The organism is Streptomyces sp. NPDC033131, assembly GCF_055578365.1.
The window spans coordinates 26,026-48,670 of record NZ_JBVIPA010000046.1 but is presented as its reverse complement, the minus strand read 5'-3'; the positions used below and the strand labels follow the sequence as shown (position 1 = coordinate 48,670).

Annotated in this window: 14 protein-coding genes; all 14 read right to left on the bottom strand. The window is 67.8% G+C overall.

Annotation, left to right across the window (positions count from 1 at the left end; genetic code table 11):
- Positions 1-184: 184 nt before the first annotated feature.
- The gene (locus ACZ5XS_RS38495) at positions 185-1,534 is read right to left on the bottom strand and encodes a cation:proton antiporter (protein ID WP_468659411.1); all 1,350 of its coding nucleotides are present in this window, start codon (positions 1,532-1,534) and stop codon (positions 185-187) included.
- 39 nt (positions 1,535-1,573) lie between these two features.
- Positions 1,574-1,786 carry a hypothetical protein gene (locus tag ACZ5XS_RS38490; protein ID WP_468659409.1) on the bottom strand — a complete coding sequence of 71 codons (213 nt, stop codon included), beginning with the start codon at positions 1,784-1,786 and terminating at the stop codon, positions 1,574-1,576.
- 51 nt (positions 1,787-1,837) lie between these two features.
- Positions 1,838-3,037, bottom strand: coding sequence for an alpha/beta fold hydrolase (locus ACZ5XS_RS38485; RefSeq protein ID WP_468659407.1), 1,200 nt, complete (start codon positions 3,035-3,037; stop codon positions 1,838-1,840).
- A gap of 40 nt (positions 3,038-3,077) precedes the next feature.
- Positions 3,078-4,025, bottom strand: a complete 948-nt coding sequence (locus ACZ5XS_RS38480; RefSeq protein ID WP_468659405.1) for a chlorinating enzyme — start codon at positions 4,023-4,025, stop codon at positions 3,078-3,080.
- Positions 4,022-4,309, bottom strand: coding sequence for an acyl carrier protein (locus ACZ5XS_RS38475; RefSeq protein ID WP_468659403.1), 288 nt, complete (start codon positions 4,307-4,309; stop codon positions 4,022-4,024). Before ACZ5XS_RS38475 ends, ACZ5XS_RS38480 begins: the two co-directional genes overlap by 4 nt.
- Positions 4,310-4,336: 27 nt before the next feature.
- Positions 4,337-5,905, bottom strand: coding sequence for an amino acid adenylation domain-containing protein (locus ACZ5XS_RS38470; protein WP_468659401.1), 1,569 nt, complete (start codon positions 5,903-5,905; stop codon positions 4,337-4,339).
- A 266-nt stretch (positions 5,906-6,171) separates the two neighbouring features.
- The gene (locus tag ACZ5XS_RS38465; protein ID WP_468659399.1) at positions 6,172-10,527 is read right to left on the bottom strand and encodes a type I polyketide synthase; all 4,356 of its coding nucleotides are present in this window, start codon (positions 10,525-10,527) and stop codon (positions 6,172-6,174) included.
- The gene (locus ACZ5XS_RS38460; protein ID WP_468659397.1) at positions 10,520-13,777 is read right to left on the bottom strand and encodes a non-ribosomal peptide synthetase; all 3,258 of its coding nucleotides are present in this window, start codon (positions 13,775-13,777) and stop codon (positions 10,520-10,522) included. Before ACZ5XS_RS38460 ends, ACZ5XS_RS38465 begins: the two co-directional genes overlap by 8 nt.
- Positions 13,774-17,013, bottom strand: a complete 3,240-nt coding sequence (locus ACZ5XS_RS38455) for a non-ribosomal peptide synthetase (protein WP_468659395.1) — start codon at positions 17,011-17,013, stop codon at positions 13,774-13,776. The genes ACZ5XS_RS38460 and ACZ5XS_RS38455 overlap by 4 nt, the downstream gene beginning before the upstream one ends.
- Positions 17,003-18,670, bottom strand: coding sequence for a carbamoyltransferase N-terminal domain-containing protein (locus ACZ5XS_RS38450; RefSeq protein ID WP_468659393.1), 1,668 nt, complete (start codon positions 18,668-18,670; stop codon positions 17,003-17,005). The genes ACZ5XS_RS38455 and ACZ5XS_RS38450 overlap by 11 nt, the downstream gene beginning before the upstream one ends.
- Before the next feature lie 11 nt (positions 18,671-18,681).
- On the bottom strand, positions 18,682-19,500 hold the full coding sequence (locus ACZ5XS_RS38445) for a phytanoyl-CoA dioxygenase family protein (RefSeq protein WP_468659391.1): 819 nt from the start codon (positions 19,498-19,500) through the stop codon (positions 18,682-18,684).
- Positions 19,472-19,762, bottom strand: coding sequence for an MbtH family protein (locus ACZ5XS_RS38440; RefSeq protein ID WP_468659389.1), 291 nt, complete (start codon positions 19,760-19,762; stop codon positions 19,472-19,474). The genes ACZ5XS_RS38445 and ACZ5XS_RS38440 overlap by 29 nt, the downstream gene beginning before the upstream one ends.
- 70 nt (positions 19,763-19,832) lie before the next feature.
- Entirely contained in the window at positions 19,833-20,939 is a 1,107-nt protein-coding gene (locus tag ACZ5XS_RS38435) for an FkbM family methyltransferase (RefSeq protein ID WP_468659387.1), read from the bottom strand.
- The gene (locus ACZ5XS_RS38430; protein ID WP_468659385.1) at positions 20,939-22,642 is read right to left on the bottom strand and encodes a condensation domain-containing protein; all 1,704 of its coding nucleotides are present in this window, start codon (positions 22,640-22,642) and stop codon (positions 20,939-20,941) included. Before ACZ5XS_RS38430 ends, ACZ5XS_RS38435 begins: the two co-directional genes overlap by 1 nt.
- Positions 22,643-22,645 lie beyond the last annotated feature (3 nt).

Below are 22,645 nucleotides of genomic sequence, written 5' to 3'. Positions count from 1 at the left end.
CCAGGTCGGCGACACGGGTTCCGATCTCTGCGCGTGCCGAGGCGACACTGCAGTCGAAGGCCAACTGCCGGCCTTCGGGTCGCTCATGCAGCAACCAGTGGCCGCCGTCGGCCGCGGTGGCGGCCTCGGTGGCGAAGTTGGCGAACACCAACGCCGGGCCACCGCCGACCGGTCCCGGAGCGGTTCACTGTTCGTCCAGCCGGATCGCTCGGACCCGCCGGCCAGAGTCCGTGACACCGGAGTGCCGGTCGTCCAGGCCGAGTTCCGTCTGGGCGAGTTCCTCGCCGCGGGCCATGGCGACTCGGAGAATCGGCGGTGCCATCAGGGAGGTCACGATCGCGACGAGGACGATGATGGTGTAGGTCTCCGTGTCCAGGACACCGAGGCGCAGGCCAGTCATCGCCACGACCACCTCGACGACTCCGCGGGCGTTCATGCCCGCCCCGAGGGCCAGAGCCTCCCATCGGTTGAGCCTGCTGAGTCTGGCCCCGAGGAAGGCACCCGAGAACTTGCCGGCGATGGCGACGGTGAGTACCGCGCAGGCCGCAGCGAGGACATCGGGACGGCGCAGGGCGGTGAGGTCCATCCGCAGACCGGCGGTGGCGAAGAACAGCGGGGCGAGGAAAAACAGCACGGTGGTCCGCAGCGGCTCCAGCTTCTCCCTGTCCAACCCCTTGCTGGTGCCGATCAGCGCGCCGGAGACGAAGGCGCCGAAGACCGCCTCCAGTTTCATGGCCTGGGTGGCCGCCGCGCCGAACAGGACCAGAACCACAACGGTGAGGATGGTCGGACCGGGTCCCTCCGCCCGCCCCGCCAGGCGCAGTGCGGCGGCCACCAGCGGGCGGCCGATCAACAGGGCGAAGAGCACGACGGCGACCGGGGAGAGCACGGAGGTCGCGACGACGCCCGTGGTCAGTCCTGCGGTGGCCATCGCTGAGACGACGGACAGCAGGAACCAGCCCACGACGTCGTCCACGACCCCGGCGGCCAGGATGAGTTGGCCGATGTCCCGGTGCAGGAGCTTCATGTCCAGCAGCGTCTTGGCGATCACCGGGATGGCGGTGACGCACATCGCCACACCGAGGAAGAACGCGAAGACGGTCGCGTCGACGCCGTCCGGTAGGAGGACGTCGCGCAACGCGAAGCCGAGAGCGATGCCGAGGCCGAGCGGCAGCAGCAGTCCGGCGATACTGACCCGGGCCGCGGTGATCCCGCGCTTGCGGACAAGGTCGAACTTCAGCTCGGCGCCGGTGACTCCGACAAGGAGCAGCACGCCGAGCTGGCCGGTCGCGTCGAGCATGTGCATCTGCTCGGGCTGCTGCGGCAGCAACCAGTCGGAGAAGCCGGGCAGCACGTGCTGCAGCACCGACGGGCCGACGAGTGTGCCCGCGCACAGCTCCCCCACGACGGCGGGCATGCGCAAGCGCACTGCGAGGCGTCCCAGGACGAGCGCGAGCAGCAGCAGGAACGCGAGTTGGAGAAGAAAAACCAGGAGCGAATGATGGGAGATGGTCGGCACGGGCGCGGCAAGCATCACTGGCTTCATCCCTCGTCGGAAGGGTTCGAAAGTGGTTCAGCGGTGGGTGTGGGCGCCCTCGACCAGACGCGCCTGGTCGAGGGTGTCCGGGGGGTCACTGGCGCCGGTGAGTGCGGTCGCCGGGCGGTCGGGCCGTCGACCGGGGTGGTGCCGGTACCGCTCGATGGCGGTGTCGCTCGGTGAGTAGGGTGCGGTAGGTCCGTACTGCGCCCCGTCCTGGGAACCTTGCTGGAATCCTTCGCCGTCCAAGTAGCGAGGGGATCGCTTCGCGTGACACAGGGCGGCGTCACGAAGCTGGTGTCAGACAGCCTCGATGCCGTGTTCTGTCATGAAGTCCGCGGCAACCTGCAACAGCCTTTCGTCCGCGTTGAAGAGCGAGATGTGGTTTCCGTGTGCCTCGACCCGGAGTCGTCCGTTCGGCAGCTCGGCGGCGACCCGTTCCGAACCGGCCGGATGGGCGACGTCGTCGTCCTCGCTGGTCACCACCAGCGTCGGCTGGTGCACCCTGGCGAGGTACTGTCCGACGTCGGTGCTGGTGATCCGCGTGTTGAGCCGGCAGTACTGGTAGAGGAGCTCGGTGTTGGCGTACGGGTACAGCACGAGGTGGGCAACATCGGCGAGGCTGCTGGTGAGCATCGCCTGACAGAACGCGGCGTGCACGACCTGGGCAGCAGCACGGCTGCGGGCGGCCGTGGTCATCAGATCCACCAGTCCCCGCTGATGCCGTGTCTCCAGCGGGCTGTCGGCGAAGCCGTACGCGCCGTGCCAGAGGCTGAGGGAGGATACGCGCCGCGGCCGGTCAGTCGCAGCCGCCAGCGCGATGACCGCACCGCCGCAATGGGCGACGACGTGTGCGCCGGCGACTCCGTAGTGGTCCAGTACAGCGAACAGGTCGGCGACCTGGGCTGTGATGCCGACGGCATGGTCGCGGGGATGCCCGGCCTCGCCGAACAGTCCCCGGCTCTCCCAGGTCAGTACGCGGCGGTCCCTCGCGAGAAAACGCACCCATGACTCCGCCAGCACCGCCGGCATACCGCAAGCGAGCACGAGCACAGCGGCTTCGTCGCCCTGACCGGCCGCGTACACAGGCAACGGCACGCCGTCGGAGGAGGAGATGATCTCCTTGTTGGCGAACACGTCGAAACTGTTCGCCATGGTGTCGGCGACGACCTGGTCCACGTCGCCGAACCGATCCGCGGGCACCGCGGAGGCACAGTCCACCCAATCCGCGAGTGCCAACCGACGGCTGATCACCCGCTCGAACATCTGGAGGTCGTCGAGCGCCTGGTCACGAGCCAACGTCAGTCCCGCGACGCCGGCACGCCGGGCGATCCGGTCCAGCAGATCGCGCAGCGCCTGCCACCGCTCCTCTGGCCAGTCGGCGGATGAAGCGGCGGTACCGCGGGCCACCGGGACGATCCGGACCGGTGGGCTCAACGCATCGGTGAGCGGCCTCACCGAGAGGACCGACTCCGCAAGACGAGCGACGGCCGTTGTCATGCCAAGTCCCAGCATTCGACGCCTCCCAGGGCCGACGACGTCACCTCACACGGAACTCGTGGCCCCTTGTGGTCTCGGTCACCTTCCGGTTGTGGGTGTAGGTGTCGACGCCGGCCACCAGTACCGCACCGTACTGGCTCAGGCTCACCCGGCCGCCGTACTCGTCGACGTCGTCAGTGTCCGGGTAGATCGCCACGGAGGTGGGCACGTACCGGCCTGCGAACCCCAGCCGCATCTCCTTGTCCTGCGCGGAGTGCGGCTTCGACGCGTGCATCAGGGTGGACCAGAAGAGAATCGCCTCACCCGGCTTCATGACCATCGAGACGGCCCGGTCCTCCTCGGGCCGCCAGTCAGGGTCCTTTTGCAGCTCCCGGTAGTCGTAGCCGTAGAAGCCGCGCGTGACGCCGTCCTTGTTCGCCTTGTTGATCTTGTTCGGCTGGTAGTGCATCTTCTTGGCTTCGTCGTATTGCATCGTGCGGTGAGTTCCCGGGATGAACTGCAGGCAGCCGGTGTCCTCGGCGGCCTCGGTGAACGCCGTCCACACCGTGATCGTCCCGCCGAATTCCTTTTCGGACTCCGGCCACAGGATCTGAGGCTTGCCGGAGGCGAAGGCGAACGTGTCGGCCTGGTGCCAGTCGGTCCCCTCGTCACCGGGATACTTCGGGAAGAACTCCGAGCGCCAGCAGAGGACGTCGGGCCCGAGCACCGCGGTCACCCGGTCGACGATTTCCGGTCGGCAGATGTGGTCGGCCAGGAAGCCGGAGTCGAGGTGACGGTCGTAGTTGGCGATGTTGGTGTTCCCCGCCTGCGCGTCGCCCTCGTCGTAGACGGCCATACTGCGGTCCATCAACTGGAGCCGCTCACGCCGCCACAGTCGCTTCATCTCCTCGACCTCGTAGACCGTGAAGGGCCCCATGTAGCCGCGTTCGTGGAACTGTGCCACCTCTTCCGGAGTGGGTTGGAAGCTCTGCTGCACTGCGTTCGTCATCGTCCGTCCTTTCCCGTGATTGAGGTGCCGCCGGCCGTCTGCGCATGCACGAGGGCCGCCAAACAATCGATCGTCGCTTCCTCCAGGCCGGCAACGTCGACCGTGATGCCGTACTTCTCGTTCAGCTGCGCCATCAGCCGGATGAAGGCCAGGGACGTGGCACCCTGATCGAACAAGTCCATGGCCGGATCGATGTCTCCCCTCTCCAGAACGCTTCGAGCGAGTTCGCTAACCGAGCTGTGAATGTCTGTGGCGGATTCTTGCGCGCTGGGCAGAGTGGTCACGACAGCGGTTCCTTCCGTGCGAGGTACTTATTTGCCAATCGCATCTCGATTCACCTTTCCATTCGCGGTCACAGGAAGTTCTGAGACGACTTCGTAGAAGGACGGACGAAGATGTCGCGGCAGCATCGACCGAGCATGCCTCTCCGCCGCGGAGACAAGCCGGGGCCTGTTTTCGGCACCCGCAGCCGACGGGTCAGAAGGCACCAGGTAGGCGGCCAACCGGACATCACCGCCCCCGAAGTCGCGTGAGGTGACGACCACGCCCGCGATGCCCGGCAGACCCGACAGGCAATCCTCCACTTCAGCCGGCTCGATTCGATACCCTCGGATTTTCAGCTGGTGGTCGATTCGCCCCATGTAAACAAGCTCGCCCCCGGGCAGCCGCATTGCCCGGTCACCGGACCGGTAGAGCCGCGGCTCATCGACTCCGGGCAATGCTGACACGAACCGTTCCTTCGTCAACTCCGGTCGGTTCAGGTAGCCACGGGCCAGCCCGGCACCGGCGATGTACATCTCGCCGGGCACGCCGTCCGGCACCGGCTTTTGGTCGGGGTCCAGCACATGCACCCGCAGATCCGGCAAGGGCACCCCGATGGCGCTCACACCGCCCGTGCGCAGGTCCGCCGCCGTTATCTGCCGATAGGTGCAGTGCACGGTGGTCTCGGTGATCCCGTACATGTTGACCAGGGCCGGAAGCCGATCGCCGTGCCGTTCCATCCACGGTGCCAGCATCCGAGGATCAAGTCGCTCCCCGCCGAAGATGACCAGTCGCAGCGCCATACCGGAGGTTCCGCCGCCCGCCCTTCCGTCCGCGAACATCACGGCGAGCAGCTGATGGAAGGCGGAGGGCGTCTGATTGAGAACGGTCACCTTTTCGGATCGCAGCAGCGACACGAGCAGAGCCGGCGAGCGGGAAACCGTCTCGGGCAGCAAGACGAGCCGTCCGCCGTGCAACAGCGCGCCCCACATCTCCCAGACCGAGAAATCGAAGCTGATCGAGTGGAACAGCGACCACGTGTCCCGGTGGTCGAATTGGAACCAGGGCTGGGTCTGGGTGAACAGCCGCACTACATTGCGGTGTTCAATGGTCACGCCTTTGGGGGCCCCTGTCGAACCGGACGTGTAGATGACGTACGCGAGGTCGTCCTCGGTCGCCTGCGCCGGCGGAGAACCACTGTCCGGCGTCACCGCGTCGGGGGCGACGACTTCTTCGCCCTCGATCCACACGATCACCGGATGCCGACCGTTCATCACGTCGGCGGTGTCCGCCGCAGCCACCACGACCGGGGCCGCGCAATCTGTCAGCAGATAATCGATTCGATGATCCGGATAACCGGGATCTATGGGTACATAGGCGCCACCCGCCTTCAGGATACCGAGCATTCCCACGATGGCTTCGGGATTCCGGCGCGCACACAGCCCGACGAGTACGTTCGGGCCCACACCCAGACCGGTGAGCCGGGCGGCCAACCGGTCGCTCCGTGCGTCCAGTTCCCCATAGGAGATCGTCCCCTCCGGCGTCGAGAGGGCGATCCGTTCCGGTGCGGCACGAGCGCGTTCCTTGAAAATATTGTGCAGGCAGGTGCCCGGCAACATGAGGATTCCATTCCCATCAGATGGACATTCTGGTCCTTGAGCACGATCGGGGCGAGTACCGGCTCCGCAATCGGAAACTGCCGAGATACTGGCATCGTAGCGAGTGAAATTGATGGATGAAAGAGAAGCGCGAAATCACCTGTCACCCCGTCAATGGGCGCGAGCGATCGCGAGAATGTGGGCAGCGAAAAGGAAGGCGTCGCGGGCACCAAAAACTGTCACGGATGTCGCAGATCAACCCTAGGGAAGGAACTGAGAATTGTTTCCTATTCGTTCCCCCGTTGCAGTTCAGCGGCAAGTTCACGGACGTTTGGATGATCGAAAAGAGTCCGTACCGACAGGCGATACGACAGCGTGGTACGGACACGGGCGCAGATCTGCATGCCGATGAGGGAATCCCCACCGAGCGCGAAGAAGTTGTCGGTCACACCGAGGCCGGTGATGTTCAGAGCCTGTTCCCAGACGGACACCAGTCCCTCTTCCAGACCGGTTCGCGCCATCGCGCGTTCGCCGAGGGCGGGGCTGCGGGCCTGCCGCGGAAGTGCGCTGGGGAGCTCACTCAGCGGCGGCTTCCTGGATCCGGAAGGCCTCTCGGAGGTTTGCTGCTCCGCCAGGGCGGCCACTGTCACGACCGCTTCACCCGCCGCTGCCAGTGCCAGGCACTGGTCGAACGCGTCGACGGCCTGGCGCGGGTCCATGCCGAAGACCGTGTGCTCGCCCGTGAGTTCGGCATGTCGCTTCTCCAGCGCCACGGCCATGCCGACACCGCGCCACCTGTCCCAGGCGATGCTGACGGCTCGCCGGCCCTCGGCCCGGAGCCTCTGCGCCCATGCGTCGAGGAATCCGTTCGCCGCCATGTAGTCGAATGATCCGGGGGCTCCTGCTCGGGGTTGCCGGGCGGACGTCAGGACGAGTACGGCCTGCGGGTGGTGCCGCAGAGCCCCGGCCAGCGCCAAGGCGCCGCCGGCCTTCGAGCCGTGCAGATCCACGGGGGCCTCGTCAGGACGGACCTCCAGCATCGCGCCGAACGGCACCGCGGCGGCGTGGACAACGGCATCGACACGGCCGAAGTGCGCCACCGTCTGCTTCACCGCGGCCTCGGCCTCGGCTGGGACGGACATGTCCGCCCTGATGGACAGCACCTCCGTGGCATCAGCGACCGTGGCCGGCGTCGCGGACCGGTCATGCGTGCCACCGGACCGGGACGCGAGGGCAAGCCGCGCGTTGCGGGTACGGGCCAGGTGTGCCGCCAGTTCCGCACCGACCCCTCCGAAGCCGCCCGTGATGAGGACGACCGGATTCTCCGGCAACGTCTCGTGGCCCGCTCCGGGCTGTTGGGGGATCTCGTCGGGAACCCACCACCTCCCCGCACGCCAGGCGGCGACCTCCGGAAGATCGGGGTCCACGATCTCCGACACGAGGCCGCAATTTTCCCTGTCCCCCCTCGGAAGGTGCGTGTCCCGCGGCCGAATGTCGATCACACGGGCCGGGAATCCGGTCTCGGCGGTGAGAACGGGGGCCAGGGCGAGGAACGGCGCCATCGCGGGATCGGGTGGCTCGTCGCCGCTGACATCCAGCAGGCCTTCCGCGACGAGGGTGAGCCTCACACTGCCCGGTTCGCAGCCGCTCATCGACCGTCCGAGCCGGGCGGCCACCGTGACGTTGTGGTCGTAGCGTTCTCTGAGCCCGGCTCCGTCCCCCGGTCCGGCGAGGTATACGACGTTCACCGGACCATCCGCGGCGCGGGAGGCGACCACGGTGGGGAGATGCTCGCCCCTCTCCGGCCGGATGGGGTGCCCAGCGGCCAGCAGGCCTGTCAGCGCCGTCTCGGATTCGTCGGACAACAACAGCCAGGGACGTTCCGGCCCGGGCTGAGGCGGCCCGGGCACATGCCGGCGCCAGCCGTGCGCCCGCACCTCGACGGAGGGCGGTGGGGCAGGGCTCGAGGGCGCCGGGCGGGAACCAGAGCCGACCCCTCCGGTTCCGTGCCGGACCCGTTCGAACGGGTAGAGGGGCAGCGGAACGCGACGGGCCGGCCCATCCCGCAGCACCTCCCAGCGGACCTCACGGCCGCCCGCCCACATTCCGGCTACGGCGGTGAGGAACAGTTCCTGCTGCGGCCGGTGGTCGTCGCGGTGCCCACACAGAGCGAACACCGGCGCATCCGAGCCTGCCTGGCGACGGGCCAGTGAGGACAGCGTTCGCCCGGGGCCCACCTCGACCAGCAGCGGCGGGACATCACCGGCGAGCGCGGTCCGTAGGCCCTTGGCGAACCAGACCGTCTCCCGCAGGTGGCGCACCCAGTACTCGGGGGTCGTCACCGTCTCGGGGTCGGCCCACTCCCCCGTGATGTCCGATATGAAAGGCACAGTGGGCCTGCGCAGCTCCACCGCCGACACCGCGGTCCGAAAGGAGTCCAGCAGGCGGTCCACCTCACGCGAGTGGGCGGCCGTCGCCAGCGGCACCGGTACGGATTCGACCCCGCGCGCCTCAAGACGTGCCGCCATCCGGTCCAGGGCGACAGCCGGACCGGTCACGACACAGGTGTCGTCCGAGTTCACCGCCGCTATGTCCAGGGGGTGACCGTTGAGCAGATCACGTACCTCGGTGTACGGAAGAGGCACGGAGAGCATGGCTCCCGGGGGGAGACTTGCCAGCAGTCGCGAGCGCTCGCGCACGATCGCGAAGGCGTCCGGGAGGCTCATCACCCCGGCGAGGCACGCGGCCGCGTACTCGCCGAGGCTGTGGCCCAGCATTCCCGTCGGCCGGAGACCGAGTTCTGTCAGCGAGCGGGCGAGTGCGTACTCGACGAGGAAGAGAGCGGGCAGGCCGAGGCCGACCGTTTCGACCCATCCGCGGGCCTTCGACGGATCCGCGCCACTGGACAACCAGTGGAGCAGACGCTGATCGAGCTGGTCTTTCACCTCTGCGGTCGCGGAGCGCAGTGCCTGTGCGAAAAGCGGCAAACCACCGTAGAGACCGGAAACCATGTCCGCGTGCTGGGCACCGCCGCCGGGGAAGAGGAAGACGATCGGACGATCCCTGTCGGCGGGTACACACGGCTCCGCGGCGAGCGAGCCACGCGCAAGGCGGTCCGCCGCGTCGTGACGGTCCCCGACAACCGCTGCGGCCCGGAAGGGCATGACAGCACGCCCCTGCTGAAGCGTGTGCGCCACATCGGTGATGCGGTGCTCACCGCCGTTCACGAGGTGTTCCCGCAGCCGATCGCGTACGCTGTCCAGCGCTTCGGGGGTCTGGGCCGACAGCGGCAGGATGTTCCACCGTCCGGCCGGCTCGGGGTACGGCCGTGGCTTAGGGGCCTCCTCAAGGATCACATGGGCGTTCGTGCCCCCGACGCCGAGGGAGTTGACGGCAGCCCGGCGAGGGCTCGAACGCGGGTCCCACGGCCGGGAGCCGGCGGCAACCTCCAGTCCGCTGCCTTCCAGGGGCAGGTCGGGCCTGGGCCTGCGGAACGTCGGGATGCCCGGCAGCACGCCATCGCGCAGGCTCATCGCGGCGCTGAGGAGCCCGGCCACCCCGGACGCCGTGTCGGTGTGTCCGAGCATCGACTTCACCGCGGTGACGCGGCACGGCCGTGCCCTGTCGCGCGGCGCTCCGTACACCGTGCGCAGGGCCTCGAACTCGATGGGGTCCCCCAGCTGAGTGCCCGTGCCGTGAGCCTCCACGAGGTCGACGGAGGCGGGGTCGACACCTGCCGCCTCGCAGGCCGACCGTATGGCTCCGACCTGCCCGTCATGACCGGGTGCGGTGAAGCCCACCTTCCGGCTTCCGTCATTGCGGACGGCCGAACCGCGGATGACGGCGATCACGTGGTCACCGTCGGTGAGGGCGTCCTCCAGCCGCCGCAGGACGACGACGGCGGCGCCATCGCTCGGAACCGTCCCGGAGGCGGCCTCGTCGAAAGGTCTGCACCGCCCGTCCGGGGAGAGGATGCCGCCTTCGGTGTAGGGGTACCCCTGCCGTCTGGACATGGCGATGGAGCTGCCGCCCGCCAGTGCCATGTCGCATTCGTAATCGAACAGGCTCTGGCAGGCCAAGTGCACCGCCACGAGGGAAGTCGAACAACCGCTCTGCACCGTCAGACTGGGTCCTGCCAGATCCAGCCGGTAGGAGACCCGGGTAGCCAGGAAGTCCTTCTCGTTGCCGACATCGATGCTCATCGGGTTGTCGTCCCAGCCCTGCCGGGCCAGGTGCTCGCGGAGCGCGGGCAGGTACGAGTTCGCACCGACCCCGGCGTAGACACCGATCAGTCCGTCGAAATGGCGGGGGTCGTGCCCGGCATGCTCGAAAGCGTGCCAGCAGCACTCCAGGAAGGAGCGTTGCTGCGGATCCGTGAGCAGCGCCTCCCGTGGCGACATGCCGAACACGTCCGCGTCGAAGCAGTCCGCGTCACGCAGAACTCCCCCGGCCGGTACCAGTTCCACGGCGGTGTCGTCGCCGTAGAACGCCGGCCGGGTGCCGATCGGGAACCTGTCGATGAGTTCCTGGCCTTCAGCGACGGCGGCCCAGAATTCCTCGATGCCCTCGATGTCCGAGAACCGGCATGCGCCACCGATGATGGCTATGGCGTCCTGCGGGCTCTGGTCGTGTGGATCAGGCATCTGCTTCTCCCTTTCCATGGCGGGTCCTCACCCGCTTGCGGCGGACCCGGAGTTTCTGTGCACGTGGCGTGCTCGGTGCCCGGTCGAGGTCCTGAGCGGGGGTCGTCTCCGCCGCGAGACGGTCCACCAGCGCGGAGACCGTCGTGTAGCGGAACAGATCGACCGCTGTGAGCGTCCCGAACCCCCGTGCGACGAGCAGTCTGTGCAGCTTCATCAGCAGCAGCGAGGTGCCGCCGGCTTCGAAGAAGTTCCGGTTGGGGTCCACCCGTTCGGCCCCGAGGACCTGGGCCCACGCCTCCGCGACGAGGTCGTGCACGGCCGAGTGGGCCCGGGGTGCAGAGCCGCCGGACAGCGGTGGCGGCGGCGAGACGGCCGGCAGAGCCGCACGGTCGAGCTTGCCGTTGCCGGTGACGGGCATGCGCGGCAGCACGATGAGGACATCCGGGGTCAGGTGCGGTGGGAGACGGTCGGCGAGCCAGCGCCGCACCGGCCGCAGCGACGCGTCGTCGGTGTCCGCGGTGCCGGCGAGCTGGACGTAGCCGGCGATGCAGACGGCTTTGCCCTGTTCCACCCGCACTGCCGCCTGCAGTACTCCTGGGGCGCTGCGCAGTGCGGCTTCGATCTCGCCTGGTTCCAGACGGTGGCCATGGACTTTCACCTGGTCGTCCAGGCGGCCGCGTACCTCCAGCAGTCCCGAGGCAGTCCATCGGGCGACGTCGCCCGTGCGGTAGAGGCGAGCCCCGCGGGCACCACTGAACGGATCGGGAGGGAAGCGACGCGCCGTCAGGGACGGCCGGTCACGGTACCCCTGGCTGACGCCAGCCCCGCCGATCACCAGCTCGCCCCAGGCGCCGACGGGAAGCGGACGCAGGGCCGCGTCGACCACCCGCACGTCTGTGTTGTCGATCGGCAGGCCGATGGGCACGAACCCTTCGTCCGGACATGCGACCACAGTCCAGGCCACCGACCCGACGACAGTCTCGGTGGGGCCGTACTCGTTGACGACGCGGCACGTCGGCAGGGCCGCGCTGTACCGCCGAACCTGTTCACCGGTGAGGTTCTCACCGCCGAGGATCAGGACATCAGCGCCCTGGGGGGCCTGGTCCCGGGCGAGCATCATGTCGAGGCGGGTCGGCGTGGCCTTCACCACGTGATCCGGACGATGCTCGTCCGCCGGGAAGGCGCGGTCGAGCTCCTCCTCGGTCACGACACGCACGGTCCCGCCACCGGCCAGCGGACCGAGCAGACTGGTGATGGCGAGGTCGAATGCCACCGGTGTGTGCAGGGGCATCTGTCGGCCGGGGCCGAGATCGTAGGCGTGGACGGCCCAGTCCAGATAGTTGGCGAGGCCGCCGTGGGTCACCGGAACACCCTTGGCGGCGCCGGTCGTCCCGGAGGTGTGGATCACGTAGGCCACCGCCTCGGGAGCGGGACGGTCACCGGGCAGCGGAGACGGTCGTGCGGGAGCCGGTTCAGTGCCGGTGACCGCGTCTGCGTCGATGACGGCTCCGGGCCAGTCTCCGCAGCTCGTCCCCCGCTTCACCACAGCAGCCCGGGCGCCCGCGCCCTGGAGCAGGGCACTGCGCCGTGCGACGGGATCCATGGGGTCGAGCGGCACGAAGCAGGCGCCGAGCCGCAGGATCGCCAGGACGGTCACCACCAGGTGCGACGAGCGCGGCAGGCAGACGGCGATCCTGTCGCCCCGCCTCACTCCGTGAGCGGCGAACGTTCGGGCGATCTCCCCTGCCGTCTGCCACAGGCTCCGGTAGGTCATCTCTTGGCCGTCGTACCGCAGCGCCACCGCTTCCGGCGTCTGTTCGGCATGAGCGGCGATCCTCTCGCAGACCGTCGGCGGGCTGGGGCGGCGGACACCACGTCCGAGCCTGCGCTGAGCCACCTGGTCGCTGCGCGGGCTCGAAGGCCAGTCGATACGGCCGCCGGGGCCCGGTCGGGCGACGGCTGTCAGCAGGGCCGCGTAATGGTCGGCGACCCGCAGGATCGTGGCCCGCTCGAAGACATCGGTGTCGTACTCGAACAGAGCTCGGCAGCCGTCGGTGCCGTACTCCAGACGGATCGCCAGATCGAACCGCGAGACGCCCGTGTGCGTCGGGAGCTCGTAGGCCCGGACTCGGCCCATCCGGAAGTGACGCGGCCCGGTGTGTTCCACCGCGAACGAGAGCCGAGCGGCCCGCAGAGCGGAGCTCAGTGCGGCGTCGTGACGGCCGCCGACGAGGTCGAGTCCGTGGAGGACCGCTGTCCTGGCTCCGGTCAGCAAACGGCCGACATCGGTCACGGTGGCGTCCAGCAGCAGCGGCACCGGCTCGGCGAACAGCCCCACGGTCCGTTCGACGTCCGGCCCGTCCCGTCGACTGACGGGGGTCGTGACGAGCACCGACGGTTCTCCGCACCACTTCCCGAGGAGGAGCCCGAACACCGCGAGGAACGCCGTGAACGCTGTGGCTCCCCGTGCTTCGGCCTCGCGCATGAGTGCCCGGACACCGGCTTCCGGCAGTTCTGTCCTGACGACCTCACCTCTGCCCGGCCTACGCGCGGGACGGGGACGATCGGCCGGCAGCAGCGTCCGGTCGGCGGAGAGCACCAGGCGCCGGGTCTCCGTGTCCTCCCGCGCGCCGGCCCCCGTCGGCGTCACACCGCCCGAGGTGTTCCGCTGCCACCTGCGGGAGAAGTCCGCGTAGCGAAGCGCCGGATTGCCCATCACGGGCCGCAGGCCGTTCTCGATCGCCGTGTAGGCGGCCCGGAGTTCTTCCTTGAGGATCGCGAAGGACGCGGCGTCGCATGCCACGTGATGCAGAGTGAGCACCAGCCGCCATCGCTCCTCACCGCGTCTGAGCAGCAGGGAACGCAGCATCCGGTCGGCGGACAGGTCGAAAGGTCGCCGAATGAATTCGGCTGTCGCCCCCGCTGCCGCCCGAGAGCGGGCGCCGGGCGGCAGCGGACGCAGGTCCACCTGCTGGATCGCGACCGGCTCGGGTGGCCGGACCACCTGGACGAGGCCCGACTGCGTATCGTGCAGAGTCGTCCGCAGAACCTCGTGTCGTGCCACCAGGTGTCTGAGCGCCCCGGCCAGCCCCTCAACGCTCAGCGGGCCGCGGATCTCCCAGGAGGCCGGTAGATGGTACGCCGCCGTACCCGGGGTGATCTGTTCGAACAGCCACATGGATTCCTGCCCCGCGGACGCGGCCTGGGCATCGCCGCGTGCGGGGGGAACCGGGGGTATGGCGCCCGTCACTGGTGCTCCCCCGGGTCGGCCTGCTCCAGGAACCGGGTGGCTCTTCTGTCCGCCTCGTCGGCACCGCCCACGTGTTCGTCGATCCGTCCCAGCAGACGTCGCGGCGAACGGTCGTCGAAGAGGCTGCCGAGGCCGACCGGTACGCCGAACGCGTTCCGGACCCGGCCGATCAGCCGCAAGGCCAGCATGGAGTGGCCGCCCATGCGGAAGAAGTCCCCGTCGAAGTCGACGACCGGCCGGTCCAGTGCTTCCCGCCACAGCCCCGTCATGAGGACCGCCGCCGGCCGGCTGGGGATCGAGACGGCCTGAGCGACCGGCTGCCGAGGGGAGGGAAGGGCCTTGCGGTCGATCTTGCGGTTGACCGTGAGCGGCATGCGGCGAAGCGCCGTGACGGACCACGGAACCATGTACTCGGGCAGGGTGGTGCTCAGCAGCTCGCGCAGCCTGTCCCCGAAGGCCGTCTCGTCGTGGGGAGGGTCGACAGGTACGACGTAGGCGGCCAGCCGCCGTTCCGCGCCCTGGGCGTGCACCACCACCACTGCTTCCCGGACCAGGCCGGTGGCTCGCAGGGCCGTCTCCACCTCGCCCAGTTCGATCCTGTAGCCGCGTATCTTGATCTGGTTGTCCACCCGTCCGACCAGATGCAACGTGCCGTCCGGTGCCTGGTACGCGCGGTCCCCGGTGTCGTACATGCGCGCGCCGGCAACGCCGGCGAAGGGATCGGGCACGAACTTCTCCGCTGTCACGGCGGGGCGGTTGACGTAGCCGCGTGCCAGGCAGATGCCGCCGATGTACAGAAAGCCGGTCACCCCGACCGGGACAGGCCGTTTCAGGTCGTCCAGGAGGTAGATACGGGTATTGGAGATCGGTCGTCCGATGGGAGGCCATTCCGGCATCAGTTCCGGGGGTCCTTCGACGACGTGGCTGGTGACCACGTGACATTCCGAGGGGCCGTACTGGTTCTCCAGCCTGCAGCCGGGCGCGGCGGCCAGCAGCCACCGGACCTCCGGCGTCACATGGAGCGGCTCACTGCCCGGGATGACTTCGCCGAGTGAGGGCACCGTGACGCCTCTCCCGACGGCACCGGCCGCCACGTGTGTCAGCGCCGCGGCCGGCAGGTACCAGCGCTGGACCGCCTCTTCCGCGGCGACCTGCGGCAGTCTGTCGAAGTCGCGGCGGTCGGCGTCGGTGACCAGGACGAGAGTGCCGCCCGCGCACCAGGTCCCGAAGATCTCCTGGAACGAGACGTCGAAGCTCAGCGAGGCATAGGCGAACGTCCTGCCGGTGTGTCGCACGGGTGACTGGCGCAACTGCCAGCTGATCAGGTTCGAGACGGCCCGATGGGGCATGGCGATGCCTTTCGGCGTGCCGGTGGACCCCGATGTGTAGGTGATGTAGGCCAGGCTGTCGAGGCACTCCCGGTCGGGCAGAAGACCCTGGCCGTCGGGCCACGGACCGTCGAGCAGGAGACGCGGCACCGGGCAGTCGGCGAGCCGCCCGCCGAACGCGGTTTCGGTGAGGATCAGGACGGCACCGGAATCCTCGAGGGCATGGGCGAGGCGCGCGTCCGGATTGGCCGGGTCGAGGGCGACGAAGGCCGCACCTGCGCGAAGGACCGCCAACACGCTCACCAGAAGCTCGGCGGAGCGTCTGTGGAACAGGGCTATGACGGTGTCCGGTCCCGCTCCCCGGTCCACCAGGGCACGGGCGAGACTCTCGCTGCGGGCCAGCAGGTCCCTGTAGGTCAGGCGGTGACCGGCCTCCTCCAGCGCCGGCGATTCGGGGGCTTGGAGGGCCCGTTCGACGACCATGGCGTGAACGGGGCGATCCGGCATCGGGCCGCCCGTCCGGTTCCATTCCTGGAGCGCGAGGTCGAGTTCCCGGGGAGTGGTCAGAGAGAGTTCGGCGAGGGGCCTGTCAACGCGGACGGCCATGGCGTCGAGCAGACTTTCCACCCGGCCCAGCAGGGATGCGACGGTGTCGGCGGAGTACATGCGTTCGTCGTAGAGGACTTGCAGGCGGACTCCCTCAGGCCTGCGCAGCACCATGAAGGTGATCGGATACCCGGTGTCCTCGATCACCTGACTCAGGGTCAGGGCATTGCCATCGCCGAGGTCGAACCTCAGGGTCTCCCCCGGGTAGTTCTCGAACACCAGGATGCTTTCGAAGAGCGCGGTTCCCGCCGGGACGGAACTCCACCGCTGAAGCGTGCCGAGTCCGACATGCTGGTGCGGCTCCATGCCGAAGTGGCGGCGCTGGATCCCGCGGAGCCACTCACGCAGGGACGCCCGTTCGTCGATGACGATGCGCTGAGGCAGGGTGTTGATCAACGGGCCCACCATGCTCTCGACTCCGGGCAGTTCGGCAGGCCGTCCGGACACAGTGATCCCGAAGAGAACATCACGCTCTCCCGACAGCCGGCTCAGCGTGAGCGCCCACGCTCCCTGGTACCAGGTGGCTTCGGTGACCCTGGCCTGACGAGCCGCCGCGGTGATCCTCGCGCTCAGGCCGGCCCGCAGATCCTTGGTCGCCACCGCTCCCGAGGTCCTACCGACCGAGGTTTCGCACGCCCCCGGCAGGAGCCGCAGCGGGGTCGGCGTCGAGAATTCCGCGATGCGGCTCTGCCAGAACTCCTTCGCCGCGCCGTCGTCGGACCGGCCGCGCATCCAGTCCACGAAGTCGCCGAACGGCCTGGTCACGGGCAGAACGGGGACCGCACCGGCCGATCGAGCGCGGTAGGCGGTCGCGACATCCCGCAGAACGATGGGCATCGACCAGCCGTCGATGATCAGATGGTGAAGGCTCCACACGAGCGCGGTGGTGGTGCCGCCGTGCAGAATCGTCAGCCGCATCAGCGGGGCCTTGCCGAGGTCGAACCCCTCCGACCGGTCCGCCGCGAGAAACCGCTCCTCCTCATGACCCATCGGGTCGTCGCCCAGGTGGTGTTCCCGTACCGGCACGGTGGCCTCGGGGACCACTGTTTGGAGTGGGTCCGTCAGGCCCTCCCAGGCGAAGCGTGTACACAGTGCGGGGTGGTGCCGCAGCACGTCGTTCCAGGCCGCTTTCATGGCCTGCATGTCAAGGGAGCCGTCGACATAGAAGACGAACTGCTCGACGTAGGGTCCCGGCCGTTCGGCCCGCACCGTGTGGTACAGCATTCCGCTCTGCAGCGGTGTCAGCTCGTACACGCCGGAGCCGACCGGTGCGGAGGCGCAGGCTGCCGGCTCAGTGGTCATCGCCCGCCCCGTCCCCGGTGCGCGTCCACAACTGGCCGGCGCTCCAGACATACCGGGTCCTCCCCCAGCGCAGCGCCGAAGCGACGTCGGGAAAGAATCCCCGCCCCGCGTTGTTGGCACTCGTGTTGCACAGCACAGGGACTCCGCTGAGCCGTGCGTACTCCTCCAGGAGCTCGGCCACGACCGGGTTCTGGCGATGGTTCACCGTCTGCAGCCGTGCCGAGCCATCGAGGTGCATGACAGCCGGGACCCGCGACCGCCAGGTCTCGCGGACCTGGTGTTCGAACAGCATGTAGGGGTCCGCCATGCCCGGGTCGAAGACTTCGGGTGCCCTGTGTTCGAGGCAGATCGGCGAGACCGGACGGTAGTACTCCCTGCCCTTCAACTCGTTGAGACGGTCCTTCATCTCGGCCCGGTTCGGTGCTGCGAGAATGCTGCGGTTGCCAAGTGCCCGGGGGCCGAGTTCGGCACGGCCGTGGAGCGCGAGAACCGGCTCGCCGCTCTCGTGCAGCAGCCGCGCGAGTCCAGGGACGTCCAGTGGACTGCCGGCCCAGCCGTCGACGGCTTCCCCGACGCTCATGTCCGGTCCGCTGTAGACGGACCAGTCCAGAACGGAGCTCCCGGTGAGCCGCGCCATCTCGGCGCAGGCCGTGCCAAGTGCCGAGCCTGAGTCGTTGGGGAACGGTGGCACCCAGACCTGCTCGAAGAGCCCGCTGGCCCGAATTCTGGCGTTCCACTTGATGTTCAGGGCACAACCGCCGCTCAGCACCAGGTTCGTGGGGAGGTCCGGGCACCGCTGTCGCAGACTGGCCAGACCCTGCACCAGACGGCCACCCGCCCAGTGCTGAAAACTCGCCATCGCATCGGCGGGCCGGACATCGCGGTCCGCCGTGCGCACGAGGAACTCCTCCGAGAATTTCCCGGCGAATTCCAGCGACACGGTCAGGTGCTGGTCGTATATGTCATCGAAGACGCCGCACAGGTCGCTCCTCACCTCGCCCAGCGCGGTGTAGGCCATCACTTTTCCCGGCACCGTGAGCTGACGGTAGGCGGCACGGTCGTCGTCGCCCAGGTCCTCGGGGCGAAACGGAGGGAAGTGCATGGCAAATGTCGGATAGACATTGCCGATGAGCCCGAAGACCGGGCCCAGATTCTCCACGACTGACGGGGCGGCACCTATGCGGTAACACCTCGGCAGCACCCCGCCGTCCCAGACGAGGACCACCGCGGGCTGTCCCGTCGCCGCGAAGGGGCTGGCACAGTACGAGGAGAAGACATGGCCGGCCGCGTGACTGTAGCTGCTGTAGGCGGCCTCTTTCCAGGGCAGTCCCCGAAAAACGCGGGGAGCAGTGGTGTCGTCGTCCAGTCGCGACTCGCGGTAGGGGGCCACCGCGAGACGAACGTCCTTGCCGCGGTAGCGGGTCGTGACCACGGGCCGGTCTTCGCCGAATCCCCAACCGTCCACGACGAAGGCGTCAACGTCATCCGTACCGAGCCCGACGTCCTTGAGGACCGACTCGACCACTGCGAGGTCTCCGAGCTCCGAATACCGGTGCCCGTTGTCGAGCTTTTCGGTTTCCACACTCGTGATCAGGAGATTCCCGTCGACGAGTGCCACGGCTCCGTCATGCGTAAGTTTCAGCCCGCAAATCAGCATGGCACCTTCTCTCAGGATCCAGCGCGCGTCAAGAGGTCCCGGGACAATGGCTTCAATGCGCCGTACTCTCGGGCGGCCAGGAATTCAGGGCGAGGATGGGGAACGTCCCGGAGCAGATTCTCCGTGCTGTTGTAGGAAACGATCACCAGGCTGCGGTCGTAGGGCGTCATGTTGCCAACGGAGCCGTGCACCACACGCGGATCGAAGAACAGGATGCATCCGGAGCTGCCCCTGATCGAGGTGATGCCGTGGGTGTCGACGAGTTTGCGCAGCGTTTCGGTGCTGATTCGGTACTTCAGCCTGGCGCTGACCGTGCGTTCCCACCCCTCCCCCTCCGGTTCGGCGGTGTTCTCCTCCGCCGATACTCCCGTCTCTCTATGGGACCCAGGAATGAGCATCAGCGGTCCGTTGAACTCACTGGCAGTGTCCAGGTGGATGACGACGTTCACCGCCCTCGGCTCAGGCATACCGTCCTCGTGCTCCCAGAAGTAGAAGTCCTGGTGCCATTCCCAGAGCTCTCCGCCGAACGCTCTCTTGGCGTTGATCTTGAACTGGTGGACGTAGGCATCACTGCCCAGCAACTGCTGCACCGGCCGCAGGAGTCGCGGCACCCTCACAAGGTCGCCGAAGAACCGGGAGTACAGATGGGATCCGTGCACACCCCGGACCTGCATCCCGTTGCTCTCCATGACGCGGCGCGGGCCGTCCACGGAGAATTCGGAAGCCGCCTCTTCTCCCATCAACCGCAGTTCTTCGGCGTCGAAGACGTCATGGACAAGGAGAAAACCTTTGCGGTTGTACTCACGCAATTGGTCGTCGGTCAAGGTCACTGTGGGCGCTCCTCGTTTCCTTGGCAGCTTGGGCCCGCTGTTGCCCCTTGGGCCCGGTGGCACCGTCCAGCCAACGCCGCAGTGACAGTGGGCGCATGTCCGTCCAGACCCGCTCGATATGAGCCAGGCATTCCTCCTTGGGGCCCACGAAACACGTGTCCCGCCAGCCCATGGGAATGGCCATGTCCTGCGGCCAGATGGAGTACTGCTCTTCCTCGTTGACCACCACGGTATAGATGTACGGGTTTTCGTCGTCGAACATGACTGCTCCCGTTTCATACGTCGATGTTGCGGAGCGAATGTTCCTCTTGCCTTTACGTGGGCTGTCACCCCTAGGAAGGTTCGACCCGCACACGTGCCTCGATACGCTCATGAATTCCCAGATGCCGTGCGAGGGCGACGATCTCCACCTCGTCGAGCAGGCCGGCTTCGAACAGTGGCATCTGCGACCCCGAGGCACCCGTCCGGGCACCGGACCGTGCCTGCATTTCCACCTCCTCCCGGCGACCGTATATGTTGGCGAATCCCGTGCCACGAAGAGCGGGCAGGTCCTCGACCAGCACGGTGAATCCCCGTTCCCTCAACATGGAAGCGATCATCCTGTGCTGCTCCGGACCTTGATGGGACTCCAGGACGATCTGCCGGATCCGCGGCCAGTCGGCCTCGGAAAGACCGCCCAGCACCTCCATCTCCGCCCGCTCCGCGTCCACCTTGAGGAGATCCACCCGATCAAGATGTGATTCGGCGATCAGCGAGGCCAGCGAGCGAGTCTCGACTGTGTAGCTCACGGCGTCGAGACGGCTTTCCATGAGTTCTCCGAGCAGAAACTCCGGCACCATCTCGTCGTTCATCCCGAAGCTGCCGTCAATGGCAGCCCGGACAGCGGCCCGGTCATTTCTCAGGTTGGCATGAAAGCCTGAGAAAACGGATGAGTTGGGGTAGAACGTGAATTGCCGTCGACCGTCCTCGTAACTGGCGCCGCAGCAGTACGGTATGGCGTTCGGCGCATAGAGTGCAAGGTTCGTCCTCAGCAGTTCGAAGATTTCCAGGGAAGGCTCGAGGGAGTGGATTCGGGCGGTCGGGCACACCGCCGCGACGTAAAGCGCGAACATGCCGATGTTGGCGCCGACGTCGATCACCACGGCCTCTTCAGGCAGCCACAGGCCGTGCCGCAGATAGGAGTGGTCCTCGAATATCTCCTGGTACAGGTAGTCGGTCTCATAACCCCGCTGCTGCACAACGGCCATGCCGTTGGGCATACGAACCCTCTGATGGCCGCCCACCACCGCGGACCAGCGCGGGTGCACGGTGACCTCGATGTCGATCACGTCACCGCGAACACGGGTCTGCACCTCCCGTGTTCCTGGGTGCCGCCTGAGTTCGTCGGCCAGGCCGTCGGCCTCTGCCGCCACTCCACAGCGCCCGTCCGCGCCGGGCATCACCGGCCTCCTGCCGAGCCCAGCAGTAGTGTCGCTTCTGCCAGTGCCGACATGTAGGCGTCCGCCAGCCGTTGGACGGCGTCGGGTCGGTGCCGGCTCCGGCTGTAGGTCCATGTCACGAGGAGTTCGTCATCCACGGCTGTCGCCGCTACTTCAAGGAGGTACCGCCGTGGCACGGCTGGGTCCTGGAGCAGACCGGGCACTTGAAGGGGGACTCGGAAAACGGCGTCCTCGGCGGTCCGGGGCTCGAACCGGCCCAGATAATTGAAGCTCAGCTGGGACTGCGGCAGGTCCGCCAGACCGCTCCCGGCTCCGGGGTTCAGATAGCGTAGAACGCCGTATCCCATGCCGGCCATGGGGACGTCCCCCATCACCTGCTGTACCGAGTCCAAAGCTGCTGTCAGGCTGCCTGCTTCCGGGCCGTCCGGAGCGTGGAGCACGACGGGGAACATCGTGGTGAACCAGCCGACGGTGCGTGACACGTCGGTGGTGGAGTCGATGGGTTCGCGGCCGTGTCCCTCAAGGTCGGCTTGGAGGGAGGTGATGCCGTGACATCGCCACCACGTCAGCAACAGGCAGGCCAAGAGAACGTGATGTACGGACGCCCGGCTGCTCCTGGGGACCTCCCACAACAGAGCCCGGCCGGTTCGGCTGTCCGTTCGCACGGACACCGTCTCTGTCGATCCGACGGTGTTCGGACCGTCCTCATGGTCGACCGGGAGCCGTGCGGCGCCGGCGCTGGGGACACGGCGCCAGTAGCCGAGCTGGCTCTGCACGTCCGGTTGGCCGGCGAACCGCTGCAGCGATTGTGCCCAGTGCCTGAACGATGTCGTGCGGGCCGGCTGTTCCACGGGCCTCCCCCGGGAGAGGCGGCGGTAGGCCAGATCCAGGTCCTCGACGAGCACCCGGAGAGAGACCCCGTCCACAACAAGGTGATGGACCGCCAGCATCAGCCTGTCCTGACCGGTAGGGCCGAACCGGAAGAGGACCGCCGACAGCAGTGGGCCCCTGCCGAGATCGATGTCGTCCTGAAGGGCCCTGGCGGCCGTCGACCTGGCCTCCTCGGATGCGGGACCGTCCGCGCCGGACAGGTCGACAACGCGGAGGGGCACCGGTTCCGTGTCGTCGGGCACGTGCTGGTGCCACGTTCCGCCGGCGGCGACGAACCGCGCCCGCAGGATGTCATGGTGGCCTACGAGGGAAGCGAGCGCCCGGCGCAGAACGTCCTCGTCGAGGGCGACGGATGCCACCAGTTGAATGGTCTGGTCCCAGCGATGGGCGTAAGGCAATTCTTGTTCGAAGAACCAACGCTGAATTGGAGTGAGTGGCACCGTCCCTGTGGTGGCCGCGTCCTGGCCGGAACGTTCCGTGGGCACGGCCAGCTCTGCCAGACGGCTTACTGTTTCGGCCTCGAGTACCTGGCGGGAGCTGATGCTCAAGCCTGATTCGGCAGCACGGACGGCGATTTGGAGACTGGCGATCGAGTCGCCGCCGAGGGAGAAGAAGTCGTCATCGACGCCGATCTCGTCGACTCGCAGAACATCGCGCCAAATCCGCAGCAGGAGCCGTTCCGTGTCGGTGGCGGGTGGTGTCGGCGGGACCGCTCGGCCAGCGCCCTCCCGCGCCGTGGTCCACTGTTCCAGCAGAGCCCTCTTCGCAGGTGACAGATCCGCTACACGTGCGCTGTGTTCGTCTTGAGCCATCAG